This is a genomic window from Microbacterium sp. No. 7 (assembly GCF_001314225.1).
Classification (GTDB): domain Bacteria; phylum Actinomycetota; class Actinomycetes; order Actinomycetales; family Microbacteriaceae; genus Microbacterium.
Genome location: NZ_CP012697.1, coordinates 3,484,808 through 3,507,446 on the forward strand (window position 1 = coordinate 3,484,808; position 22,639 = coordinate 3,507,446).

Annotated in this window: 20 protein-coding genes; 5 read left to right on the forward strand and 15 right to left on the reverse strand. The window is 65.7% G+C overall.

The annotated features are described in order from the left end of the window. Positions 1-33: 33 nt before the first annotated feature. From AOA12_RS16175 to AOA12_RS16205, 7 genes are all read right to left on the reverse strand, one after another. Positions 34-741, reverse strand: a complete 708-nt coding sequence (locus tag AOA12_RS16175; protein WP_197280947.1) for an ABC transporter substrate-binding protein — start codon at positions 739-741, stop codon at positions 34-36. Beyond that, positions 738-1,757 (reverse strand): fumarylacetoacetate hydrolase family protein, encoded by a 1,020-nt coding sequence (locus AOA12_RS16180; RefSeq protein WP_082406324.1) that lies wholly within the window; start codon positions 1,755-1,757, stop codon positions 738-740. The genes AOA12_RS16175 and AOA12_RS16180 overlap by 4 nt, the downstream gene beginning before the upstream one ends. Positions 1,758-1,760: 3 nt before the next feature. Further along, complete coding sequence (locus tag AOA12_RS16185; protein WP_054685063.1) at positions 1,761-2,702, reverse strand: VOC family protein; 942 nt, start codon at positions 2,700-2,702, stop codon at positions 1,761-1,763. A gap of 18 nt (positions 2,703-2,720) precedes the next feature. Continuing rightward, the gene (locus AOA12_RS16190) at positions 2,721-4,226 is read right to left on the reverse strand and encodes a bifunctional 3-(3-hydroxy-phenyl)propionate/3-hydroxycinnamic acid hydroxylase (RefSeq protein ID WP_054685066.1); all 1,506 of its coding nucleotides are present in this window, start codon (positions 4,224-4,226) and stop codon (positions 2,721-2,723) included. A 91-nt stretch (positions 4,227-4,317) separates the two neighbouring features. Continuing rightward, positions 4,318-5,274: a LysR family transcriptional regulator gene (locus AOA12_RS16195; RefSeq protein WP_054685069.1), complete on the reverse strand. Its 957-nt coding sequence runs from the start codon at positions 5,272-5,274 to the stop codon at positions 4,318-4,320. A 207-nt stretch (positions 5,275-5,481) separates the two neighbouring features. Continuing rightward, entirely contained in the window at positions 5,482-6,501 is a 1,020-nt protein-coding gene (locus tag AOA12_RS16200; RefSeq protein WP_054685072.1) for a dihydrodipicolinate synthase family protein, read from the reverse strand. Positions 6,502-6,510: 9 nt separating this feature from the next. Continuing rightward, positions 6,511-7,524: an ornithine cyclodeaminase family protein gene (locus AOA12_RS16205; RefSeq protein ID WP_082406326.1), complete on the reverse strand. Its 1,014-nt coding sequence runs from the start codon at positions 7,522-7,524 to the stop codon at positions 6,511-6,513. Positions 7,525-7,652: 128 nt separating this feature from the next. On the opposite strand from AOA12_RS16205, the gene AOA12_RS16210 reads away from it, so the two are divergent. Continuing rightward, complete coding sequence (locus AOA12_RS16210; protein ID WP_054685075.1) at positions 7,653-9,029, forward strand: aldehyde dehydrogenase family protein; 1,377 nt, start codon at positions 7,653-7,655, stop codon at positions 9,027-9,029. A 98-nt stretch (positions 9,030-9,127) separates the two neighbouring features. On the opposite strand, the gene AOA12_RS16215 is transcribed toward AOA12_RS16210, so the two are convergent. The 8 genes from AOA12_RS16215 to AOA12_RS16250 all read right to left on the reverse strand — a co-directional run bounded on the left by AOA12_RS16215 (position 9,128) and on the right by AOA12_RS16250 (position 16,629). After that, a complete protein-coding gene (locus AOA12_RS16215) occupies positions 9,128-10,174 on the reverse strand; it encodes a hypothetical protein (protein ID WP_197280948.1) in 1,047 nt (348 codons plus the stop codon). Positions 10,175-10,219: 45 nt separating this feature from the next. Continuing rightward, on the reverse strand, positions 10,220-10,621 hold the full coding sequence (locus AOA12_RS16220; protein ID WP_054685077.1) for a PaaI family thioesterase: 402 nt from the start codon (positions 10,619-10,621) through the stop codon (positions 10,220-10,222). After that, positions 10,618-11,838 (reverse strand): acetyl-CoA C-acyltransferase, encoded by a 1,221-nt coding sequence (locus AOA12_RS16225; protein ID WP_082406327.1) that lies wholly within the window; start codon positions 11,836-11,838, stop codon positions 10,618-10,620. The genes AOA12_RS16220 and AOA12_RS16225 overlap by 4 nt, the downstream gene beginning before the upstream one ends. A gap of 185 nt (positions 11,839-12,023) precedes the next feature. Further along, positions 12,024-12,941, reverse strand: coding sequence for a LysR family transcriptional regulator (locus tag AOA12_RS16230; RefSeq protein ID WP_054685081.1), 918 nt, complete (start codon positions 12,939-12,941; stop codon positions 12,024-12,026). An 84-nt stretch (positions 12,942-13,025) separates the two neighbouring features. Continuing rightward, positions 13,026-14,186, reverse strand: a complete 1,161-nt coding sequence (locus tag AOA12_RS16235; protein ID WP_054685082.1) for an NAD-dependent formate dehydrogenase — start codon at positions 14,184-14,186, stop codon at positions 13,026-13,028. A gap of 140 nt (positions 14,187-14,326) precedes the next feature. Next, on the reverse strand, positions 14,327-15,490 hold the full coding sequence (locus AOA12_RS16240; RefSeq protein WP_054685084.1) for a Bcr/CflA family efflux MFS transporter: 1,164 nt from the start codon (positions 15,488-15,490) through the stop codon (positions 14,327-14,329). Positions 15,491-15,546: 56 nt separating this feature from the next. Further along, positions 15,547-15,942 (reverse strand): RidA family protein, encoded by a 396-nt coding sequence (locus tag AOA12_RS16245; RefSeq protein WP_054685086.1) that lies wholly within the window; start codon positions 15,940-15,942, stop codon positions 15,547-15,549. A gap of 9 nt (positions 15,943-15,951) precedes the next feature. Continuing rightward, positions 15,952-16,629 carry an IclR family transcriptional regulator gene (locus AOA12_RS16250; RefSeq protein WP_054685091.1) on the reverse strand — a complete coding sequence of 226 codons (678 nt, stop codon included), beginning with the start codon at positions 16,627-16,629 and terminating at the stop codon, positions 15,952-15,954. A gap of 128 nt (positions 16,630-16,757) precedes the next feature. Between AOA12_RS16250 and AOA12_RS16255 the strand changes: the two genes are divergently transcribed. The 4 genes from AOA12_RS16255 (at position 16,758) to istB (ending at position 22,639) form a co-directional block, all read left to right on the forward strand. Further along, the gene (locus tag AOA12_RS16255; RefSeq protein ID WP_054685094.1) at positions 16,758-18,719 is read left to right on the forward strand and encodes an FAD-dependent monooxygenase; all 1,962 of its coding nucleotides are present in this window, start codon (positions 16,758-16,760) and stop codon (positions 18,717-18,719) included. Beyond that, positions 18,716-19,714 (forward strand): 3,4-dihydroxyphenylacetate 2,3-dioxygenase, encoded by a 999-nt coding sequence (hpaD, locus tag AOA12_RS16260; RefSeq protein WP_054685097.1) that lies wholly within the window; start codon positions 18,716-18,718, stop codon positions 19,712-19,714. The genes AOA12_RS16255 and hpaD overlap by 4 nt, the downstream gene beginning before the upstream one ends. A 436-nt stretch (positions 19,715-20,150) precedes the next feature. Beyond that, complete coding sequence (gene istA, locus AOA12_RS16265; protein WP_054679554.1) at positions 20,151-21,830, forward strand: IS21 family transposase; 1,680 nt, start codon at positions 20,151-20,153, stop codon at positions 21,828-21,830. Next, the gene (gene istB / locus AOA12_RS16270) at positions 21,827-22,639 is read left to right on the forward strand and encodes an IS21-like element helper ATPase IstB (protein ID WP_054679557.1); all 813 of its coding nucleotides are present in this window, start codon (positions 21,827-21,829) and stop codon (positions 22,637-22,639) included. Before istA ends, istB begins: the two co-directional genes overlap by 4 nt.

A 22,639-nucleotide genomic window follows, 5' to 3' on the forward strand; every position in this document is an offset into this window, starting at 1 on the left:
AGAAAGTTGAATCAACTGAGCTTGCACCGACTCCTACGCGACGAGTGACCTGAGCTCCACTCCCTCAGGTAGCACACCAAGCTTGCGGCGGATGTCGGTCAACAGCTCAAGCCCGGCAAGGTCGACGTTCAGCGCACCGCCACGACGTAGGGCGTCGAGGAGTGCCACCACGTCCGCCGAAGCAAGCAACTCTCGTCGGACGATGACACCTTGACCTGGAAACGCCGAAAACTCCTCTTGAATGCTGCAGATCTGGTTCTGGCCCGCCGCTAGCGCACGCGCGTCGAACGGAGGACCCAGAAGTGTGGCGTCTACCTCACCCGCGAGCAAAGCCTCCAAGCGCTGCTTCACGCCGCCGACCTCGACGTACTCGACCTCCGCGTCCGCATCGGCGAGGAGGCAGCGCGCGACGAGCGCGAAGCCGTTCGCGAACGCATCCACCCCGAAACGTTTGCCGGCCAGCTCAGCGATCGTGTCAATGTCCGGCCGCGCGAAGATCGCGAGCGGAGTCGTCGATTCGACTTGTGCGACCAGTCGAACATCTGCTCCCGCCCGGACCCATTCGAAGAGGTTGTCGATCGCGGTCACCACGACGTCGATCGTGCCGTCGAGAAGACCGGCGAGCTGGGCGGGACTGCCGGTGGTCACCTCCTCCGACAAGTCCGACACACCTGCAAGGGAGAGTTCCTGGGCCACGACGAGCGGCGCGGGTGGAACGAAGTACGAAAGCCGCAGCGTCATGCCCCGACCTTGCTGGGACGCGAGGCCTGCCATGGCGGAAGTATTCCGCTTGGGCCCCGCACAGCGGTTCGCTGCGTGCCGAGTCCGGTGATCGTCACCTCCATGACGTCGCCGTCCTGGAGAAACCGATTCCAGTGCGATCCGTTGCCTGCCGGCGAGCCGGTGATAAGCAGGTCGCCCGGGTCGACGATCGCTACCGATGAAACGTAGGAGATCAGCTCGCTCACACCGAACGCCATGTTGGACGTCGAAGAATCCTGCATGAGCTCGCCGTTGAGGCGGAGCTGAATGCTGAGGTCGGAAGGGTCCGGTACGAAGCGGGCGGGCACCACCACCGGCCCGACAGGGAAGAACGTGGGCTGGTTCTTCGCCCGGAACCAGTCCGTGCCTATCTTCGCAATATCCTCACGAGGGACGAGGCTCCGGGCCGAGATGTCATTGACGATGACGTATCCGGCGACGTAGTTGAGCGCGTCCTCGGTTGCGACGCGGTGTGCTCGTCTGCCGATGACAACGCCGAGCTCCGCCTCCCAGTCGACGTCCGTGCCGAAGTCGGGAAGCTGGACGTCGTCGCGGGCGCCGGACACGGCAGAGGGGATCCCGACCCAGACGTACGGGTCACCCTCCGCGACACGAACATCGATGTCGGCTGCGGCATCGGCGCGCAACTGCTCGTCGGACGCGCCGGTCTTCCCGAGCTTGTGCGCCACCGCCATCTCGATGATGTGTTCGCGATAGTTCACACCCGCCGCGAAGATCGTGCCCATCGGTTGGAGCGGCGGCAAGATCCGCAGTCGCCCGGCGCGCGTCAGCGCGCTGAGCGACTGCGGTGCGGCGACTGGACTTTCCAGATGTGCCGCGATCGCGTCAAGGTTGACATCCCACTCCGCGAAGAGTTGCCGAGTGCTAGAGATGCCGGGAAGCACCTGGCGCACATCGTAGAGATCATCGCCGCGGAAGACAGCAGGGAACGCAGAGCCGTCAACCTCTACGGCCCCGATCGAGAAGGAGTCCACGGATCAGACCGGCGGAGCGACGAAGAGGTGGTCGTTGTCGGAGTCGTTGAACATCTCCTTGGTAATGAACTCGTCCATGTCTCCGCCGGTCCCCCACTGGTCGCTCGTCTCGGGCTCCTGCACGTCGTAGATGTGCGGGTGCCAGGAGTCCTCGTCGAGGATCTCGAGTTCGGTAGTCATCTCCATCGTGTTGCCATTGGGGTCGATGAAGTAGGTGAAGGTGTTGTCGCCCGCGCGGTGCCGGCCCGGACCCCAGATCTTCCGGTAGCCCGCGCGAATGACTCGCCCACTGCCGTACATGTAGTCGTCGAGGCTGCGCAGTTCGAACGACGCGTGCTGCAGGGAGGCATGCGGGCCTCGCGCGATCGCCATCGAGTGGTGCTGCGAGTTGCAGCGCATGAAGTAGAAGAGGTCACCTGCATGAGGGTGGTTCAACGTGTCCGACAGGCGGAACCCGAGGTGCTTCTCGTACCACGCCCGCATCTTCTCCGGCTCGCTCGAGTTGAGGACGACGTGCGAGAGGCGGACGGGGATAGCCTCTTTCGCTTCCACCTTGCGGTGCTTGCGGTGCTCGACCTCGGTCGACACCTCGACAGTGCGGCCTTCGAGGTCGAAGAAGCGGAACCCGTAGCCGCCGCCCAGCGTCTGCAGGTCGGTCGGCTCGAAGACCAGCGGAACGCCGGAAGTCGCCAACTGCTGAGCGAGCGTGTCGACGGACTCCCGATCGGCTGCACCGAAGGCGACCAGGTCGAGACGCTTGTCCTGCGCCCGGCGCACTCGCGTGATGTACTGCTCGGGCGAGCCCTCGGCGGCGAAGTAGACGACGTCACCATCGTCGTGCTGCACCGTGAGGCCCCAATGGTTCTTGTAGAACTCGATCTGCTTGTCGAAGTCCGGAACGGCGATGTCGAAGTGCCGGATGTGGGTGATTGGGCTGAATGTCATGGGATTCTCCTTTGCGGTTCAGCTGGTCACAGGCGCAGTCAGGTGCGCGATGGAGGGGATGCCCCGGACGAGGCGCTCCAGGTCAGCGGCGGTGTCGCCGACACCGAGGATGTACCGATCGGGCCGGATGACGAGGGCCCTGGCGTTGACGGAGGACAGCAGCTCGCCAACCTTGAGCGGGTCGAGCAGCGTCACCGTGTCGCCATCCTCGTCCAGAGCGTTCTTGATCGCCTCGGGAAGCTGTTCGTAAACGGCGCGCTCGGCAGCAACGACGAAGTGCAGGCCCACCATGTCGTCCAGACGAGTGCCATCGGCGAGAACGGGTTGGATTGAGAGCTTGCCGGCCCGCTCATCCTTGTCGCCCTCGTGAAGCCCCGGCCCCAACGCCGGCGATGTCGGCACGGCGGACGCCTCGGGGTGGGATCGGATGAACTCGTCGCGTGCCTTGGCGATCTCGGGATCGAGCGTCTGGATCGCGACGGCCTGATTCGCCGCGGTCTCGACCCAGAAGGTCGCGTGCGGCTTTCGCTCGCTCTCATAGGTTTCCAGCAGCGAGTCGTCGGCCAGTCCGCGGTTGACGAAGTCGAGCTTCCAGACGAGGTTTGCCACATCACGCAGACCGGCGCAGAGTCCCTGTCCATACAAGGGAGGTGCCTGGTGGGCAGCATCGCCTGCGAGGAAGATCCGTCCGCTGCGCCAGCGCTGTGCAATCCGCCCGCGGAAGGTGTAGATCGCCTGGCGGTCGGGGGCGAACCTGTCCTGAGGCAGGATGCCGTCGCTGAGCTTCTCGACGGCAGCAGGGGTCACGATCTCCTGCGGATCGTCGCCGGGGACGAGCATGAACTCCATGCGCACCCGCGTGCCGGGCAGTCGCAACCAGAGAGCGGGGCGCAGGTGGCTCGCGAACTGGATCATGTCGACGTCATAACCCGGTGCGTCGGTGAGGTGACCGTCGACAACCAGCCACTGCTCGTCCTCGCCGTACTTGTCTGTCTCGATCCCGAGGGCCCGTCGGACCTCGCTGCGGCCACCGTCAGCAGCGATGACCCACTTCGCGCGAAGCACACTGAGGGCGCCCGCGTCGTCGATCGACGTGACGACGACCCCGTCGCCGACGTCCTCGACCTTTTTGACGGTGACCCCAGTGCGCAGGGTCACACCGGACGTGTCGTCCAGCACGTCATGGATGAGTCCCTCGATGTCGGGCTGATGGAAGCTGATGTGCTCGTTCCATGCCTGGTCGCCGATCCGATCCGTCGCGGCGTGCACGAGGACCTCGCCGGCGGCGTTGATGATGTCCACGTCCTTCATCGGGATGGTGACCTCGCGGAACTCGTCTGCGACACCCAGCGCCTGGAGCGTGCGAAATGACTCGCCATCGAAATGCACGGCCCGTGCGGTGGGCCACATCTCGTGGTCCTTCTCCAGTCCGATCGCGCTCACGCCGAGGCGGCCGAGCAGGGCGAGGGCGGTCGTGCCGACGGGGCCGGCTCCGATGACAATGACGTCGGCGTCGTAGCTCACGTCACACTCCTTCGTGTTCGGTTCGTTCCGTATCGGAACGCCCTTAGTCTACCCCGCGGTGGACATTCCTAATCTGCACCCGCCCGGGTGATCAGGCAATTGCGATTGAGGTATCTCCGTTATCGGATTCTTTGATGACGTCGTCGCGTACTCGTGCCAGCACGCCGCGCAGCCAGATGTGCTCGGCGTCGTGCTCGCGATCCGGGTGCCACCAGAACGCGTCGCGGACGGGGTCGAGGTCAAATGGCGTAGGAACGAGCCGGAGACGCGGCTCCTGACGGACGACCATCCGCCCGAATCCGGCCGGGACGAGCGCCACTCGCTCTGTGCCCAGTATCAACGAAGGCACGACGAAGAAGTTCGGCGTCGCGGCGACGATCGCGATCTCGATGCCGCGGAACTGGAGCTGTTGCCGCGCCGGCGTCATGCCCTCCCGCGCCGGAAGCGTGTAGACCCATGGACGGGTAAGCAACTCATCCGCGGCCGGCTGCACTCCGAGACCCGATGCGCCGTCGGCGAGGCACATCCATGGTTCGGGCGCGAAGTCCAGGTGCGGCAGATCGCCCGTATAGCCATGCGGGAGGATGACCGCGTCGACGGTCCGCAGAGAGTCGGGCAGGGCGTGTACGAGTCGCCCGTCCGCGGCGGGGAACTCGAAGCGGACATTGGGTGCTTCCCGTTCGAGGATGCGATTGAGTGCGGGCGCGATCCGGGCAATCATGTAGTCGACGCCGGCAATCGTGAACGCTCGCGCACTCGAGACGGGGTCGAAGCGGGATTGCAACCCGAATACCTGCTCGACCTCCCCCACTGCACGCGGAAGCGCCGCTAGGAGCCGCTCCCCCAAGGGGGTGAGGTCATGTCTGTTGCCGCGCCGAACGAGCAGTGGGTCATCGAAGTGAGCACGTAGTCGCGCAAGGGCGAGTGACATGGACGGCTGGGACACATGCATCCGCTCCGCCGCGCGGGTCACATTGCGCTCCTCGAGCAGGATCCGGAGCGGACGGAGGAGGTTGTAGTCGATCGGCGCCATCTCAGCCTCGGCCATCTCGGTGAACTGATGGTGCCAGCATCACATACGACTGCCCAGACGGTGCTGCAGGCCGACCACGCCCGCCAGGGGTAGCCAACTGAGAGACCGTGAAGGTGGCGCCCGTGCCGGACGTGGAGCATCCCGCGCGCGGGCGAAGACGCTCCGCGCGCGGGAGCTGGTATCGTGCGGGCGGGCAAGTCGCCGATGCCCGCCCGTTGGGCATCAGGCTCGCGTGCGACCCTTCACGAACTCGCTGTCCGGCAGGTCGGTCACGGGCAGCCCCGAGGCGATGAGCGCCTGCCGGGCCTGCTTCATGAGGCGGTCGGGGATGCGGGGCGCCGGGGCGCGAAGTGCGCCGCCGTTGAACCCCGCAAGCCATTCCTGGTACTTCCAGCCGGTCCGGTTGATGACCGTGGTTCCGATTGCGGAGCCAGTCAGGATCGCGTTGTTGGCTGCTCGGGCCGGGGCCACCTGCCACCAGAGCTTCATGGCGGCTTCGTAGTCGCCACCGCGGGCGAGCTCGAACGCCTTCGGGAAGTAGTCGCTCATCCAGTTGGTGTTGCTGGTGCCGGAGAACTGGAAGTCGAGCACGGACATCAGCGGGATGGTCTCGCCCTCGATGGGGCAGGAGATGACGACCTCATCGTGGAAGTGGTGGTACATCTCCATAACCCCGGGAATGCCGGGGTTGCCTTGCTCGGCCTTGATCGCGACGATGTTGGGGATCGTGTCGAGCACGTGGCGCACCCACGGCACCGGCATGCCGGCGTTGTCGATCCGCTCGAACCCCCAGGCCGGAAGGCCGAAGAGCATGACCCCAAGGTCAGTGGAGTCGGCAAGCGTCTTGGTGTAGTCGTACACCTCCTCGAGCGTCGTCGGCCAGAACGCGGTCGGGTACGAGAGCAGAACGCTGTCCACGCCCTCCTTCTCCGCGAGCTTCAGGGCTGCGATGTTCTCCTCGAGCGTGTTGAACGCCGCGTGGAAGAACAGCTGGAAGTCCGGCCCGGCGGCCTCCCGGGCCACCGCCGTGACCCGCGCGTTCTCCTCAGGCGTGATCGCGACCTCGGTGACCAGCAGTGTGCCGGCGAAGCCGAGTTCCTTGAGCTTGAGGATGTCGTGGCGGATCGCGTTCTCGTTGATGGCTGAGAAGTCGGGGGTGTACGACGGGATCGTCACCGCAATCGCGCCCTGCCAGTGCTGCTTCGCCCAGGCCCGTGCCTGGTCCTTCGTGTAATCGACCATGGATTTCCTTTACTTTCGGGCGGTTACGATGCCGACGGGGAGAACGGTTCCGATCCCCTGTTGGCGCGCGAGATCGACGAGCGCCTCGGCGACGACGATGTCCTGCAGGCCAGAGCCCGTCGATTTGTAGATGCGGATGCCGTGTTCGCGGTCGACAGGTGTGTTGCCGAGCAGCACGGAGTTGAGGGACACGGTGATGCCGTCGACGTCGATCCCCGCAGCTCGGGCGGCGATCATGTCGCCGCTGCCATGCACGACCTCGTCGACACCGTCTGCGACTACCAGTGATGCGCGGGCGATGAGGTCGGCGGGCAGTTCACGCTGCCCGGGCGTGGTCGATCCGATCGAGACGATCGTCGCGTCTGCGCCGACCCACTCCGCTTGAATCGTCGGAGACTCGTCTCGGGATCGCGCCGCGCACAGGATCAGGTCCGCGCCGGTCGCTGCGGCCTCGGCAGAGTCGACGGGAACCACGGGAACGCCGAGGCTCTCAGCGAACTTCGCGGCAAACGCATCCCGGTTCGTCTTGGTGGGGCTGAACACGCTGACCAAGGCGAAATCGGCCACCAGGGAGAGCGCGCTCGTGTGCGACTGCGCCTCGAAGCCGGATCCGATCACCCCCACTCGCAGCGGACGCCGCGGGATGATCGTCTCCGCCCCGACGGCACTGGTGGCTGCCGTGCGCAGTCCGGTGATGCGGTTGCCGTCCACCAGGGCGACCAGCGCCGCGGTGTCCTTGTCGAAGAGCGAGATGAGATAACTCACCTGCAGGCCATCGGCAAAGGAGCCGTTGATCGACTTCGCGCCGAACAGGCGACCGCTCGAGGGCACGGACGGCATGACGCGCATCCACTCACGCTTGCTGTCTGCGAAGATGCGACCAGGATTGCGATGCTCGTCCTCGACGGCGGTGTAGGCGCTGCGGATCGCGGCGATGGCACTGGGCAGGTCCGACAAGGACTCGACATCCGCGTCGGTGAGGAACACTGGCAAGAGAGCCGGGGTTTCGCCGTGGGCGCTCACAGGGTCACTCCTTCGTGCCGTCTTCGTTGAGGTCCAGCATGCCTTCCCATCAGGTTAGCACACGATACGTATCGTACCGCATTCGCGTACACTCATCATGACACGAACGTCTCGAGGAGGAGAACGCAATGGCGATCGCCACGATAAACCCCACCACCGGATCGACCGAGATGGTCATCGAGCCGCACGATCCGAGCGAGGTCGAGTCGCGGATCGCCGAGGCGGCCTCCGCAGCCGAAGCGCTGCGTGCGACCAGCTACGCCGAGCGGGCTAGCTGGATGCATGCTGCCGCCGACATCCTCGAAGACCAGGCGGAAGGCATCGGCGAGCTCATCACGGTCGAAATGGGCAAGCCCGTCCTACAGTCCGTGGCCGAGGTGCACAAATCGGTCAAGGCGATGCGCTTCTACGCGGACAACGCCGAGACCTTCCTCGCCGACGTGCCGCTCGATGACCCGTCCACGGTCGGCGCATCGCGGGCGTGGACCCGATACGAGCCCCTCGGCGTCGTACTCGCCGTCATGCCTTGGAACTATCCGCTGTGGCAGGTCATCCGCTTTGCCGCTCCCGCCCTCATGGCGGGCAACGCCGGCCTGCTCAAGCACGCCTCGAACGTGCCGCAATCGGCCTTGTTCCTCGACACCCTCTTCGAACGCGGTGGCTTCCCCAAGGGCTCATTCCGCGCCTTGCTGATCGGCGGTGGCGAAGTAGCCTCCGTGATCGCCGATCCGCGCGTCAAGGCCGTGACTCTCACCGGGTCCGAGCCGGCCGGACGCTCGGTCGCAGCGATCGCCGGCGACCACGTCAAGAAGTCGGTGCTCGAGCTCGGCGGCAGCGACCCGTTCATCGTGCTGGCCTCGGCCGACGTCCGCACGGCAGCTGCGACCGCGGTGAAGGCGCGCATCAACAACAATGGGCAGTCATGCATCGCTGGGAAGCGGTTCATCGTCCACACCGACGTCTACGACGAGTTTGCCGCCGAGTTTGCGAAGCTGATGTCGGAGCTCAGGGTCGGCGACCCGCTGCTTCGCGACACGGAAGTCGGCCCGGTGGCCACCGCATCCGGTCGCGACGACCTCGCGGAACTCGTCGACGATGCCCGGGCCAAGGGCGCGACCGTGCTCACCGGCGGATCCGCGCTGGACATGCCGGGCTGGTTCTACGCACCGACCGTCATCGCCGACCTTCCCGACGACGCCCGCCTGGTACAGGAGGAGGCGTTCGGTCCCGTCGCCTCCCTGTACCGCGCGAAGGACAACGACGACGCGCTGCGCATCGCCAACCAGACCACATTCGGCCTGTCCAGCGCCGTGTGGACGAACGATCCCGACGAAGAGGCCTACTTCGTGTCACACCTCGACGCGGGTGCGGTGTTCATCAACGGCATGACCGTCTCCTACCAGGAGCTGCCCTTCGGGGGCATCAAGCGCTCTGGATTCGGACGCGAGCTCGCCGCGGTCGGGCAGCGGGAGTTCTGCAACCTCAAGACCGTGTGGAAGGCGTAGTCGCCACCGCAAGCCGCATGCCTCCCGCGAGCCGTTGGCTCACGGGAGGCATGCGCTCTTTGGTCGAGGTCAGCTGAAAGCTGGTCGCTCGCCGCGCGTCAGACCGATGACGCTCCGGCGGGTTCCTCAATCACTCGCAGCTTGTCAAGCCGCCCGCCGACCAGCCACTCGGCCAAGTACAGATTGCCCTCCGAGTCGAAGGCAGCGGCGTGCGGCGTATGGAACGCGCCGTCCTCCAGAGCGGGGCGCACCACCGCTCCGGCCTCGTTCACAGTGTTGGGCCAACCAGGGGCACCGGGGGGCGCGACCTGACCAAGCGAGCCGACACGCGAGTTGTCGGGACCGAGGATCGTCACCGAGCCGAAGAGTTCGGTCACGAAGAGATAGTCGCCTCGCTGTGCGAAGCCGCCCGGGAAGATGAAGAACTCCTCACCAAAGGTCCGCAGGTACTCACCGGTGAGACTGAATACCTGGATGCGCTTGTTGATCCGGTCGGCGACGAGAAGTTCGGGCTCGCCACGCCGACGGTCGATGAATACCGCGTGCGGATGCTTGAACTCCCCGGCGCCCTCGGCTCCGGTCAGCGTCGTCAGCAGGTTGCCGTCCCGGTCGAAGCGGAGCACCAACGCCTGCCCGTACGGGTCGCACACCCAGATGTCGCCAGAACCCTGATCGTCGACGGCGACCTGACCGGGCGAGAAACTGCCCTCGCGGTAGGCGTCGAGGCCTGGGGCGGTGATCCGAAGCAACTCGGTGCCATCGAGCGTGTATTTCACGACTGCTCCGTGCACCGGCTCGGCGTCAGCCTCGTACGAGCCGTCCTCCTGCGGGCGGTTCTTGGTGCCGATGTCGGAGATCCAGAGGAACTGCTCGTCGCCCTCCCTGGTGAGGAACAGGCCGTGGCCTTCGACCACGTCGGGCGTCCAGCTCGTGATCAGCTCGCCCGCCGTGTTGAGCACCAGCACCTCGGGACGGTCGACCGCGAACGTGATGATTCGGTCGTCGTCGGTGACGACGAGCCCGTGGTGTGCCCAGCCGGTCGAACTGCCGTCGTGGTGACCGTCCGCTCCCCACCCGGATTGCCATTCGTACGTGAATCCACCGCCGGCGGTGGTTGCGCCTGATGTCATCGAGGTTCCCTTCATGTGTGGTCCATCTGGACAGGACGGTCCGACGCGCGTCGGACCGGGTCAGTTCCGGCGAACCGCTCGGGCGGTGCCGCGGTAGACGGCGATCGTGCGCTCTTCCATGAGCACGTCCACATCGATGACGGCGCGACGATCGTCGTGGAACGTCGTGCGAGCGACGGCCGTCAAAAGTACCCCCGGCTTCGACGGCGAGAGGTACTGGATCATGGCGTCCGCGGTGACCGACCGACCGAGCACGCTGATCGCCGCGGCTGCGAACGTCTGGTCGGCCAGCGCGAACACTACGCCGCCGTGCGTGAAACCCGTGCCGTTGGCCTGTTCTTCGGTAGGTGTCACCCGCACTGTCGCGCAGCCACCGGATGCTTCGATCACATCGAAGCCGAACCACGCGAGCGACGGCTCACCGAACATCGCCTCGACGACACCCTCGTCGACGGCGCTCACGACAGGCGCTCCACGACGAGGGCCATGCCCTGACCGCCGCCGACGCAGAGCGTCGCCAACCCGAGTGTCGCATCGCGTTCGCGAAGGGCGCGGGTGAGCGTTCCCGTGAGCCGCACGCCGGTGGCGCCGAAGGGATGACCGAGCGCAATGGCACCGCCGTGGACGTTGACCTTGTCGGGGTCGGCGCCCAGCTGGCGGACGACGGGGACAACCTGCGCAGCGAACGCCTCGTTCAGCTCGATGAGGTCGATGTCCTCGACCGTGAGGCCGAGTCGCCGCAGCAGTTTCTGGGTGGCAGGCACCGGGCCGAGGCCCATGATCTCCGGCGAAAGGGCGGCCGCGCCGGCGCCCAGAATGCGTGCAAGCGGAGTGATGCCGAGTTCCTGCGCGCGGGCCGCGCTCATGAGTACGGCCGCAGATGCACCGTCGTTCAGTGGACTCGCGTTGCCTGCTGTGACCGTGCCGCCTTCGCGGAACGCTGGCCGGAGGCCGGCGAGGATGTCCGACGTCGTGCCCGGGCGCGGGCCGTCATCGGTGGTCACGATCGCACCGTCTGCGAGGGTGTGCGGTGCGATCTCCCCTTCGAAATAGCCAGCCTCGACCGCGGCCACCGCGCGCTGCTGCGACCGGAGTGCCCAGTCGTCCTGGTCCTGCCGAGTCGTGCCGGTGTTGCGTGCGACGAACTCGGCGGTGATTCCCATCGCGATGTACGGATCCGGCGTCAGGCCTTCCGCTCTCGGATCCGTCCACAGCTCGTCCGACGAGAAGATCGCCTCGGCGCGCGCGGCGACCTTCTCGGTTCCCGGGTAGACGTTTGTCGGGTTCGGCGGAGTCGTCGACGTCGACTCCATTCCGGCCACGAGGAACGCATCACCGTCCCCGGCCCGGATGGCGCGCGCCGCCGCCGCGGTCGCCTGCAGCGAAGACGCGCAGAAGCGGTTGATCGTCGCGCCCGGCAGCGAGTCGTATCCGGCGTAGACCGCGACACGACGAGCAACGTTGTCGCCCTGCGCCCCCTCCGGCACCGCAGTGCCGAGATAGAAGTCGTCAAGGGTCGACGGGTCGAGCCCGGGGACCTCCGCGAGGGCCGCTCGCACAGCAGTGAGGGCGAGATCTTCCGGGCGCTCCGCGGCCAATGAGCCTTTTCGAGCGCGTCCGAATGCGGTGCGCTTGTATGCGACGATGACGGCGTCGTTCGGTGTGAGGTCTGTGGTCACGGCGATGTGTCCTCCCGATCGTTGAACCAGATCGGTCCATATCGTATCGTATCGGTCTCCGACAAGAAGCGCGAGTGCACGTGGGCGCCAATCGCCTCTTGAAGACCCCACGGGGCACGTCCGCGCGCCTCACTACCGGCCACCTCGGGGCCGACGTCAATATCGCATGTGCTCTGCACGAGAGGTCATCGGGTCTCTTCCGGATCGCCGGCCGCGCTCGGTCCGAGGGTGCGAGCCGCCGCTTCCACCGCCGCAGCGATGGGCGGGCGAGGCTCGTCCGCAAGTTGGGCGAGAGCGATCGGCACCGTGAGAGCGGGGCTCACGAGGGGGACGACACAGAGGGCCGATGAGTGAAGCTCGGTCCCGAGTGCCGACTTGGGCACGACCGCGACCCACTGGCCGGTGCTGACGAGCGCGAGGAGTCCTTCCACCGAGTCTGTCTCGATGCGCGGCGTCAGCGTGATGCCACGGGCTTCGAGGGCAGAGTCGAGCAGTTGCCGCGCCCGCATGTGCGGCTCAAGAAGGCAGAGAGACAGAGCGGCGAGCTCCTCCCCCGATAGTTCGGTGCGACCCTCACCGAGGATCTGCTGCGACCCGACCACAACCATCGTCTCCTCGTACAGCGGCGTGACGAGGAGGTCCTCGGCATCGTCGACGGACGGATGAATGAGCCCTGCGTCGAGCTCGTAGTGACGGATGCGGCGAACGATCTCCTCCGTCGTGAGCCCGGTGGTCATCCGTACACGCGTGAGCGGGTGGCGGCTCGTCAACGCGGTCAGCAGAGTCGCGGCACGCTCGACCGCCGACGGGATGACGCCGAAGCGGACTTCGGAGTTCAGCTTTCCCCGCGCGGCGGCCAGCTCGTCGCGGAGCGCTCGGTCGTCAGCGAGGACTCGACGTGCCCACACGAGCGCGAGCTGCCCTTCTGGGGTAAGTCCTTCAAACACGCGACCACGTCGCACAAGTGGCACACCGAGCTCGATCTCGAGCTTCCGGATGGCCTCGGAGAGGGCAGACGGCGACACAAAACAGGATGCCGCCGCCCGACCGAAATGCTGTTCGCGGGCGACGGCGACGAAGTACTCGAGCTGCGTGAGCTGCATTCGCTTCCCCTACGGTGCGGGTGTGCCGACGATATCGCACCCGCACCGTAGGAGATTCGGTGTCGTGCTCTGTGGGGACGGGGCTCAGTCCTTCTTAGCGTAGGAGTGCGCGCCGGTGCCGGCGTAGGCGCCGCCCTCGACGATCAGGTACTCGGGTCTGATCGGCTGCCCGGAGAGGAAGTTCTCCAGGATCTCGCGCGTACCGGCGGCGTAGCGCGCCTGCGCGGTAAGCGTCGTGCCGGAGGTGTGCGGTGTCATGCCGTGGTGCGGCATGGTTCGCCATGGATGATCAGCCGGTGCGGGCTGAGGGTACCACACATCGCCCGCGTAGCCGGCGAGCTGGCCGCTCTCCAACGCACGCACGATCGCGTCCTGATCGGCGATCGCACCGCGGGCCGGGTTGACGATGTAGGAGCCGCGGCGCATCGTCGAGAGCAGCTCGTCGTCGAGCAGTCCATGTGTCTCCGCGGTGAGCGGCGCGTGGACGGTGAGGACGTCGACGTTCTTGACGAGCGACTGGATGTCCTCGTGGAAGGTCAGACCGAGCGTCTCCTCGACCTCGGCGGGGAGGCGGTAGCGGTCGGTGTAGTGCAGCCGGACATCGAACGGCGCAAGCCGCTCGAGCACGGCACGGCCGATGCGGCCAGCGGCGAAGACTCCGACATCCATGCCCTCCAGGTCATAGGAGCGGGTCACAGCGTCGGCGATGTTCCAGCCGCCGTCTACGACGATCTGGTACTGCGGGATGTAGTCGCGAACGAGCGCGAGCACCTGCATCACCGTGTGCTCCGCGACGCTGATCGAGTTGCAGTAGGTCACCTCGGCAACGGTGATCCCCTTCTCGATCGCGGCCGGCAGGTCGACGTGGTCAGATCCGATCCCCGCGGTGATCGCGATCTGCAGCTTCTCCGCCTTCGCAAGGCGCTCGGGCGTCAGATAGGCCGGCCAGAACGGCTGCGAGATGACCACATCAGCATCGGCCAGTTCGCGATCGAGGACGGAGTCGGCGCCGTCCTTGCTGTCCGTGACCACGACGTCGTGCCCGAGGCTCTCCAGCCACTTCACCAGTCCGAGACCGCCGGACACCGAGCCGAGCAGCTCGCCCGGCGTGAAGTCGATCGCGCTCGGCGTCGGCAGCGTCTGCCCGTTCGGGTAGCGCTCGATCACCGGCAGCGAGTCCCGAGCGTACGCAGGCGGGTGGCCGGCCTCCGGATCCGGGTAAAGAACGATCAGCACCTTCGCCATCTGTTGACCTCCGCGTCATTGAGCACACTCGTGCGTTCTTCAGTCTGGATCCAGGGCCGCGAGGACTCCATCCGGCGGTTCCGCACGTGCGGTCGGCGATGGAGAACACCGACTGACGGGTTTCACGGGCGAAGGAGTGGCTAACGAGTTCGCCGCCGGCGCGACCTGGGATCACGAGGGATGACCCACCACGCGGCCAGGCCGGCAGCTGAGGCGACGATGATGATCACGCTCAGCACACCGCTGGTTGTTCCGATCGCGCCGGTGACAGGTGAGCCGAGCACCCCTCCGAGGAACTGCGACGCTCCGGTGAGTGCTGACGCGGCGCCGCTGGCGACCAGGAGGGACTGGCCGGCGCCATGTGCGGCAGGCATTGCGAAACCGGAGCTGGCCATCAAGAGCATTGATGCTATCCAGAGCACAGAGTCCGGGCTGCCGGTGCGAACGGCCAGGAGCAGCGCCAGACCTGCGATCACCCCGCCCGCGAGACCGACGCCCATCAGGGACCTGGCAGGATAGCGACGCGCCAGCCGTCGATAGAGCAACGTCGACAGCACCATCACCGCCGCATTCGCGGCGAAGACCACCGCGAACGCGGACGGCGGATAGCCACGCTCCCCCTCGACGATGAACGCGGCGGTGGCGACGTAGGCGAAGAACGCGAATGAGAAGCACGCGAGCGCGATCGAGATGCTCAGCAGCTCCCGGTCACGCAGAGCGGTCGCGAGCCCCGCGACGATGCCTCCGCTCGCATTCGCACGCTCCTCTTCGGGAATCGTCTCGGGCACCATGACGGCGAACGCGAGTGTGATCACCGCGCCGATGATCGTCAGGGCGATGAAATCCGCGCGCCAGCCCCACACAGCCGCGATTGCAGCTCCGGCGATCGGAGCCACGATCGGGGCCGCCGCGCCCACAATGGAGAGAATCCCGATCCTCGCCGCCCGCTGGCGGACGTCAGGCGTGATGTCACGGACGACACTGCGGGCGGCGACGATACATGCGGCACCCAAGAGGCCGGCCACGAACCGCACCGCGACGAGCATCTCGGCATTTGCCGTGATCGCGCTCAGCGCGGAGGCTATGGTCCACCCGATACCGCCGACCAGGATAACTGGACGACGACCGATGCGATCGCTGAGTGGCCCCCAGACGATCTGCCCGATGCCGATGCCGAGCAGGCATCCGGTGATGGTCGCCTGGATGAGCCACTCCGGTGCACGGAAGTCATCTCTCATCGCCAACATCGACGGCGCGTAGATATCCATCGAGAGCGGAGCTAGCGCCGTGAGCGCCGCGAGCATGGCCAGAACTGTACGCGGTCGCTCCAGCGGCGACCGCCGATGACCGCCTGAGCGGCTCATTGACGCGGGAGATCGACGATTGCGGTCAGGTCTGCCTGCACGAGCAAGCCGTTGTCCAGCTGAGCGTGCACCGCGTGCCGCGCTGGACGACTCGACGGATCCGGGAACATCGCGAGCCATTCCCGGTTCAGAGCTGTTCGATCACGGAAGTCAACGAGCCAGAAGGTCATCTTGATGATGTCGTCGACGGTGCCGTCGACGGCGGCCATCAGCGAGCGGACGTGTTCGAAGATGTTCACGACCTGGCGGTCGAGATCGGGTGGCACCTCCCCAGAACGAGACTCACGGCCGGTGAACGCGCTCGAGTAGACGAACGGGCCGATCCGGGACGCAGCGGGGATCGGGTTGGCATGACCGAAGCCGGGCAGTTCGACAGAGACGCGACCAGACACAGGCGACGCCTATCCTTTCGCGATCTCTGAGGCTGCCCGTTCCAGGACGGCGGCGGTGGCGCCGGCGTCGATTGGCCGAGTCGCGAAGAGAACGGCGATGGACGCGGGACGACCCACCGACAACGGCACCGCTATCGCCGACAGTCCGGGGATCACCTCATCGTGAGTCGCCTCGAACCGCGCCGGGCGATGCGTGCGCGGATCCAGCACGGACTGGATGACTTTCCCGGGTGCGCCGTGACCGAGCTGCTGACGACGACCGGGGCGCTGGGCGATGTAGGTCGCGGCATGGGTCGGCTCGACACTGAGAAGCGTCACGACCTCCTCACCGTCGAACACGACGAGGAATGCCGTCATCTCCAACTCGTCGGCTACTCGCTGCAGGTGCGGTTGCGCCACGGCCTGCAGTTGACGGGCTACTCCCTGACCGAAGGCGGCGAGGCGGAGCCCGAGCTCCAGTTCTCCGCTCGGCCCGCGCTGCACGAAGCGGTGCTGCTCGAGAGTACGGACGATGCGATAGGCCGCCGATCTGTTGACTCCCAGGCCTTCAGCGAGATCGTTGATCGTCAATGACGACCTGGACTCGCCGATCAGTGCCAGCGCCGCCAGCCCGCGAGACAGGGTCTGCGAACCGACGCTGCTGACATCGGAGCTCAGTTCTGCTGTGGAGGCGTTCTGTTCCGCCATCGAGGCTCACTTTCCTTGAATCCGGAATTGCCTTACGATGAGATCAATATTTGAGCGTAGCACTCAGATAGTGAACGTGCAGTCGTTCGGCTGATATCAACTGGTCGGCGATTCGAAGGAGAATTTCGATGCAGATCCACTACCGCGGGTACGAGGCGAACGATCCGCGGATCAAACCTGCGGCTGGCTTCGGCGTGGACAGGGCGACTGATATGCCTGACGAGATGGATGTGCTCGTCGTGGGCACCGGTCCCGCCGCATCCGTGGTCACCGCTCAGCTGTCACGCTTCCCGTCTATCAACGCGCGGGTGGTCGAGCGGCGCCCTGGCCGGCTCGAGGTCGGCCAGGCCGACGGCATCCAGGCGCGCTCGGTCGAGACCTTCCAGGCGTTTGGCTTCGCTGGAGAGGTGATCGAAGAGGCCTACCGGAACGTTGAGATGTGCTTCTGGAAGCCCGACCACGACGACCCGAGCATCATCGTTCGGACGTCGCGAGCGCCGGATGATGCGACGGGAATGAGTGAGTTCCCCCACATCTACGTCAACCAGTCCCGCATCCTCGACTACTTTCTCCGCGATGCCGTGCGCGCACCCGGCCGCATCGTCCCCGACTACGGCGTGCAGTTCGTCGACTGCACCATCGACCAGGACGCGCCATACCCGGTCGCCGCACGTGTCGAGTACGTCACGGGGCCTCGCGCGGGTGAGATGCGGACGGTGCGTGCGAAGTACCTCGTTGGCGGCGATGGAGCGCGTAGCCGCGTGCGAGCCTCCCTCGGCCACGGGCTTCATGGCGAGGCCGCACTTCACGCCTGGGGCGTGATGGATGTCCTGGCGAACACCGACTTTCCGGACATCCAGCTCAAGTGCTCCATACAATCCCACGACGCCGGAAACATCCTGCTCATCCCCCGTGAGGGCGGCTACCTTGTGCGCATCTACGTCGACCTCGGCGAGATCGACGAGCTTGACGGTGGGGCCGTCCGCTCGACCCCGGTCGAGGCGATCATCGCGAAGGCCAATCGCATCCTCCATCCATACTCGCTCGACGTGCGCGCAGTCACATGGTGGTCCGTCTATGAGGTCGCGCACCGCATCGCGGACGGCTTCGATGACGTACCGACCGATCTCGTCGGCATCCAGACGCCCCGCGCATTCATCATGGGCGACGCCTGCCACACGCACTCTGCCAAGGCAGGACAGGGCATGAACGTGTCGATCCAGGACGGCTTCAACCTGGCTTGGAAGCTCGCTGCCGTGCTCGAGGGGCGTGCCCCCGAGACGCTGTTGTCCACTTATGCCGCCGAGCGCAGAGTCGTCGCGCAGAACCTCATCGACTTCGACAAGGAATGGTCAGAGATGATGGCTCGTCCGGTCGACTCATGGGAAGACCCGACCGAGCTCGAGCGCTACTACGTCGCGACACTCGAGTTTCCTGCCGGATTCATGACGCAGTATGCGCCCTCGATGATCACCCTCGGCACCGAGGATCATGACCTTGCGGCCGGCTTCCCGGTCGGGAAGCGATTCAAGTCCGCCGAAGTCATCCGGCGCGCCGACAACCGGTGGCGTCATCTCGGCCACTTCCATGAGGCGGACGGCCGCTGGCGCCTCTACGTCTTCGCCGACTCCGCAGCGCCGGCCCTCTCCGGGACGCCCACGGCCGAGTTCGCGGATTGGTGGTCGACCGACCCCGCCTCCCCGCTCGTTCGGTTCACGCCCGTCGGCGGCGACTCCGACGCCGTCTTCGACACCAAGGTGATCTATCAACAGGACTACACGCTCGTCGAGCCCAGTGCCGTGCCCAATGCCTTCAAGCCGGTGAAGACGCCCTTGGGGCTCATCGACATCAACCAGATCTTTGCGGCGGGGCACGGCCGTGACATCTTCCGCGACCGCGAGATCAGTCGGGACGGCGCGATCGTCGTCGTGCGTCCTGACCAGTACGTCGCCGCAGTTTTGCCCCTGAGCGCGCGAGAGGAACTCGCGTCCTTCTTCGACGGACACATGCTCACCCCAGTCGAAACGAGCAACCCCGCGTCTGACCAAGACGTACCCACCATAACCATCGCTGAAAGGACAGCGCTATGAGCCTGCCAGTCACCAATCAGGAACCCCCCTTCGCCATCACGCGTGCAAGTCATGTACGCATGCAGGTCACCGATCTTGCTGCCTCGCGCGATTTCTACCGCGACGTGATCGGCCTCGTGGTCACGGAAGAGACCGACGACGCCGTCTACTTCCGCGGCTGGGAGGAAGTAGCCCACCACTCGCTCGTGCTCGAACGCGGTCCCGAGGCCAAGGCGCTGCAGGTGGGGCTGCGCGTGCGCACCGACGAGGACATCGTGAAAGCCGAGAACTACTTCACGTCGGCCGGAATCACGCACGAACGCGTCGAGCTTCCTCACCAAGGTCCCACGCTTCGTTTCGTCGATCCGGTGGGCACCCACATGGAACTCACCTCCTCCATGAGCCTCGTCGAGCGCAAGCATCAGCGCTTCGCAGAGTTCGTCGCCGGTGCACCGCAGCGCATCGACCACTACCAGGTGGTCACCTACGACGTGCAGAAGGCCACCGACTTCTGGGCAGGTCTGGGCATGCGCCTGGCGGAGTACACGGCGAAGGACGGCACTGACGAGCTCTGGGGATCGTGGATGGAGGTCAAGGGCAACACCCACGACCTCGTCTTCACGAATGGTCGGGGTCCGCGCCTGCATCACTTCGCCTACACCGTCCCCGATGGCATCTCGCTGCTCCACGCAGCCGATGTCGCCGGCGACCTCGGATTCGGTGAGGAGATCGACCGAGGTCCCGGTCGTCATGGCATCAGCAACGCCCTGTTCCTGTACCTGCGAGACCCTGACCAGCACCGCATCGAACTCTTCACGACGCACTACCAGTTCATCGATCTGGAGGATGTGCCGATGCGCTGGGATCTGTCGAACGCGAACCGCGCTCAGCTGTGGGGCCTTCCGGCAACACGGCGCTGGTTCTTCGAGGCAAGCGAGTTTCCCGGCGAGGCGGTGCACGAGCCACTGCTCATTGCCGCACCGGCCACGTTGGAAGACGTGCTCGCCATCCACTGACACGCGCGACGGCCTGAAGGCGTAGACAGGCCCCGGGCACATATCACCCGGGGCTGCGTCCACCGGCCTACTTACGAGCCAAGCCGCACGCTGATTGCACAGCATTGACTCGATACATAGGGTTGCCCGAACGCCAGGAGCCGCATCGTACCGCTCGGGCCCGTCGCCGCCGCGGAGAGCCTCCGGTGATACGTCACCAGAGGCTCTCCCGTCACCTTGCTCAGGCGGCCTGGAAGTCCACCTCAAGACTCCGCGGCGCCCGGAAGACCCACCCGTTAACCGGGACAGGTGACTATGGCAGCGTAAGTCGGACCCACCAGGGCAATCTAAGCGGAGACCACTTGCTGCTTGACGGGGTGTCCACGGCAGCCTGAGCCGAGTCCACCTCCACCGTTGACGGAACTGTTGTTCCGGATGCTGATGGTGGAGGTTTGGGATGGGATCTCGGGTGGATGTGTTCGCGGCGATTCGGCGTGATGCGCGGGTGGAGGAGCTCTCGATCAGAGAGCTTGCGCGCCGTCATCACGTTGGGCGAGCGACGGTGCGGCAGGCGTTGGCTTCGCCGGAACCGCCGCCGAAGAAGACGCGGGTGAGGTCGGCGCCGAGGCTTGACCGGTTCAAGCCCGCGATCGACGCGATGCTGCGGGAGGATCTGACGGCACCAAGGAAGCAGCGCCACACCGCGACCCGGGTACTGGATCGTCTTATTGAGGAGCACGGAGCGACTGAATTGTCGTATTCGACTGTTCGTAACTACGTCCGCTTTCGCCGGCCCGAGATCGACGCGGTCGCGGGCCGGCGGGTGGAGGTCTTCATCCCTCAAGACCACCAGCCAGGTGCGGAGGCTGAGGTCGATTTCGGCGAGGTGTGGGTGGTGCTAGCTGGGGTGAAGACGAAGTGCCACATGTTCGTGTTCCGGCTCTCTCACTCGGGGAAGGCGATCCACCGGGTTTATTCGACTCAGTCGCAGGAAGCATTCCTCGAGGGCCACATTGATGCGTTCGAAGAGATTGGCGGCATCCCGACCCGGCATATCCGTTACGACAATCTGACATCGGCAGTCCAGGCGGTGCTCTATGGCAACGGGCGCGGCCGGATCGAGAACGAGCGGTGGGTGCTGTTCCGCTCCCACTACGGGTTCGATTCGTTCTACTGCCAACCCGGTATCACGGGCGCACATGAGAAGGGCGGCGTTGAGGGTGAGGTCGGGCGGTTCCGGCGAACACATTTGACACCCATGCCGGTTGTCGATTCCCTCGCAGAACTCAACGCGAGAATCCGCGCCTGGGACGCGGCGGATGACAGGCGGCGGATCGCGTCGCGGATTCGCACAGTCGGCCAGGACTTCGCCGTCGAACAGGCACTGCTGTCGCCGCTGCCGTATGAGCGATTCGATCCAGGCCTGACGCTGCATCCGCGGGTCGACAGGTCGAGTCTGATCACGGTTCGGATGGCGAAGTACTCCGTCCCCGCCCATCTGATCGGCCGGAACGTCCGCGTCTCATTACGCGCGTCCGTGGTCGTCGTTTTCGACGGGCACCAGGAAGTTGCCCGCCATGAGCGAGTTGTCGCGCGCGGCGGACAATCAGTCGTCCTCGACCATTACCTCGAGGTGTTGCGTCAGAAGCCCGGAGCGCTCCCGGGAGCCACCGCCTTAGCGAGGGCGCGGGAGGCCGGAGTGTTTACGGCTGCCCACGATGCGTTCTGGGCGGCCGCCCGCAAGACCGATGGTGATGCCGTCGGCACGCGAGCCCTCATTGATGTTCTGCTTCTGCACCGGAGCATGCCCGCAGAGGAAGTGATCGCCGGCATCCACGCAGCACTCCAAGTCGGGGCAGTCACCGCCGATGTCGTCGCTGTCGAAGCCCGCAGACAAACTTCGACGGGTGGGCCTGGCCTGCATGGTCATCTCCGTGAACTCGCGTCTGGCCGCGAGCAACGAGTTGTCAGTCTCACCCAACGCCGTCTCGCTGATCCGGCCGCGGTGATCGCAGGTCTCCCGGCCGACACGAGACCACTGCCGAGTGTCGCCGGCTACGACGAACTCTTGGAACGTCGGGCACGCCCGACGCTCACGGACGAAGCGATTGATCGGGAAGGAACCACGGGAACATGACCACGAAACCCACCACCGTCACGACGACGCTGCGCCGGAGACGCGGGCTCACCGAAGAAGCAGCGATCGCGGCTGTCGATCAGGCCTGCCGGCGTCTCCGGCTCCCGACTGTCCGCGCCGTCGTTGACGAGGCCCTGGTGACCGCGAACCGAGAGCAGCTGTCCTACCAAGGGTTCCTGGCAGAGCTACTGCTCGCGGAGTGCGATGATCGCGATCGGCGCTCCTCGATTCGGCGCGTGTCTGCGGCTGGCTTCCCGCGGAGCAAGTGGCTCGGTGACTTCGATTTCGACGCGAACCCGAACATCAACCCGGCCACGATCCACCAACTCGCTACCGGTGACTGGATCCGCAAAGGCGAACCGCTCTGCCTCATCGGCGACTCCGGTACCGGGAAATCGCATCTACTGATCGGTCTGGGAACCGCGGCTGCAGAGAAGGGCTATCGGGTCAAATACACGCTCGCGACGAAACTCGTCAACGAACTCGTCGAAGCCGCCGACGAGAAGCAGCTCGCCCGCACCATCGCTCGCTACGGCCGCGTCGACTTGCTCTGCATCGATGAACTCGGCTACATGGAACTCGACCGCCGCGGAGCCGAGCTCCTGTTCCAGGTCCTCACCGAACGCGAAGAGAAGAACTCCGTCGCGATAGCCTCCAACGAATCGTTCTCCGGATGGACGAGGACCTTCACCGACCCGAGGCTCTGCGCTGCGATCGTCGACCGACTCACGTTCGGTGGCAGCATCATCGAAACCGGCACCGACTCCTATCGCCTCGCCCACACCCGCCGACTCACTGACCAGGTCTGA

Bases quoted from the DNA above. Each gene is read 5' to 3' on its own strand.
- AOA12_RS16255 (WP_054685094.1), top strand. From the start codon at position 16,758: ATGCAGATCCACTACCGCGGGTACGAGGCGAACGATCCGCGGATCAAA.
- AOA12_RS16240 (WP_054685084.1), bottom strand. From the start codon at position 15,490: ATGCTCGCGGCGCTCACGGCGCTAGCTCCGCTCTCGATGGATATCTAC.
- AOA12_RS16250 (WP_054685091.1), bottom strand. From the start codon at position 16,629: ATGGCGGAACAGAACGCCTCCACAGCAGAACTGAGCTCCGATGTCAGC.
- AOA12_RS16200 (WP_054685072.1), bottom strand. From the start codon at position 6,501: ATGGTCGATTACACGAAGGACCAGGCACGGGCCTGGGCGAAGCAGCAC.
- istB (WP_054679557.1), top strand. From the start codon at position 21,827: ATGACCACGAAACCCACCACCGTCACGACGACGCTGCGCCGGAGACGC.
- istA (WP_054679554.1), top strand. From the start codon at position 20,151: ATGGGATCTCGGGTGGATGTGTTCGCGGCGATTCGGCGTGATGCGCGG.
- AOA12_RS16235 (WP_054685082.1), bottom strand. From the start codon at position 14,186: ATGGCGAAGGTGCTGATCGTTCTTTACCCGGATCCGGAGGCCGGCCAC.
- AOA12_RS16210 (WP_054685075.1), top strand. From the start codon at position 7,653: ATGGCGATCGCCACGATAAACCCCACCACCGGATCGACCGAGATGGTC.
- AOA12_RS16185 (WP_054685063.1), bottom strand. From the start codon at position 2,702: ATGACATTCAGCCCAATCACCCACATCCGGCACTTCGACATCGCCGTT.
- AOA12_RS16175 (WP_197280947.1), bottom strand. From the start codon at position 741: ATGACGCTGCGGCTTTCGTACTTCGTTCCACCCGCGCCGCTCGTCGTG.
- hpaD (WP_054685097.1), top strand. From the start codon at position 18,716: ATGAGCCTGCCAGTCACCAATCAGGAACCCCCCTTCGCCATCACGCGT.
- AOA12_RS16195 (WP_054685069.1), bottom strand. From the start codon at position 5,274: ATGGCCGAGGCTGAGATGGCGCCGATCGACTACAACCTCCTCCGTCCG.
- AOA12_RS16230 (WP_054685081.1), bottom strand. From the start codon at position 12,941: ATGCAGCTCACGCAGCTCGAGTACTTCGTCGCCGTCGCCCGCGAACAG.
- AOA12_RS16215 (WP_197280948.1), bottom strand. From the start codon at position 10,174: ATGAAGGGAACCTCGATGACATCAGGCGCAACCACCGCCGGCGGTGGA.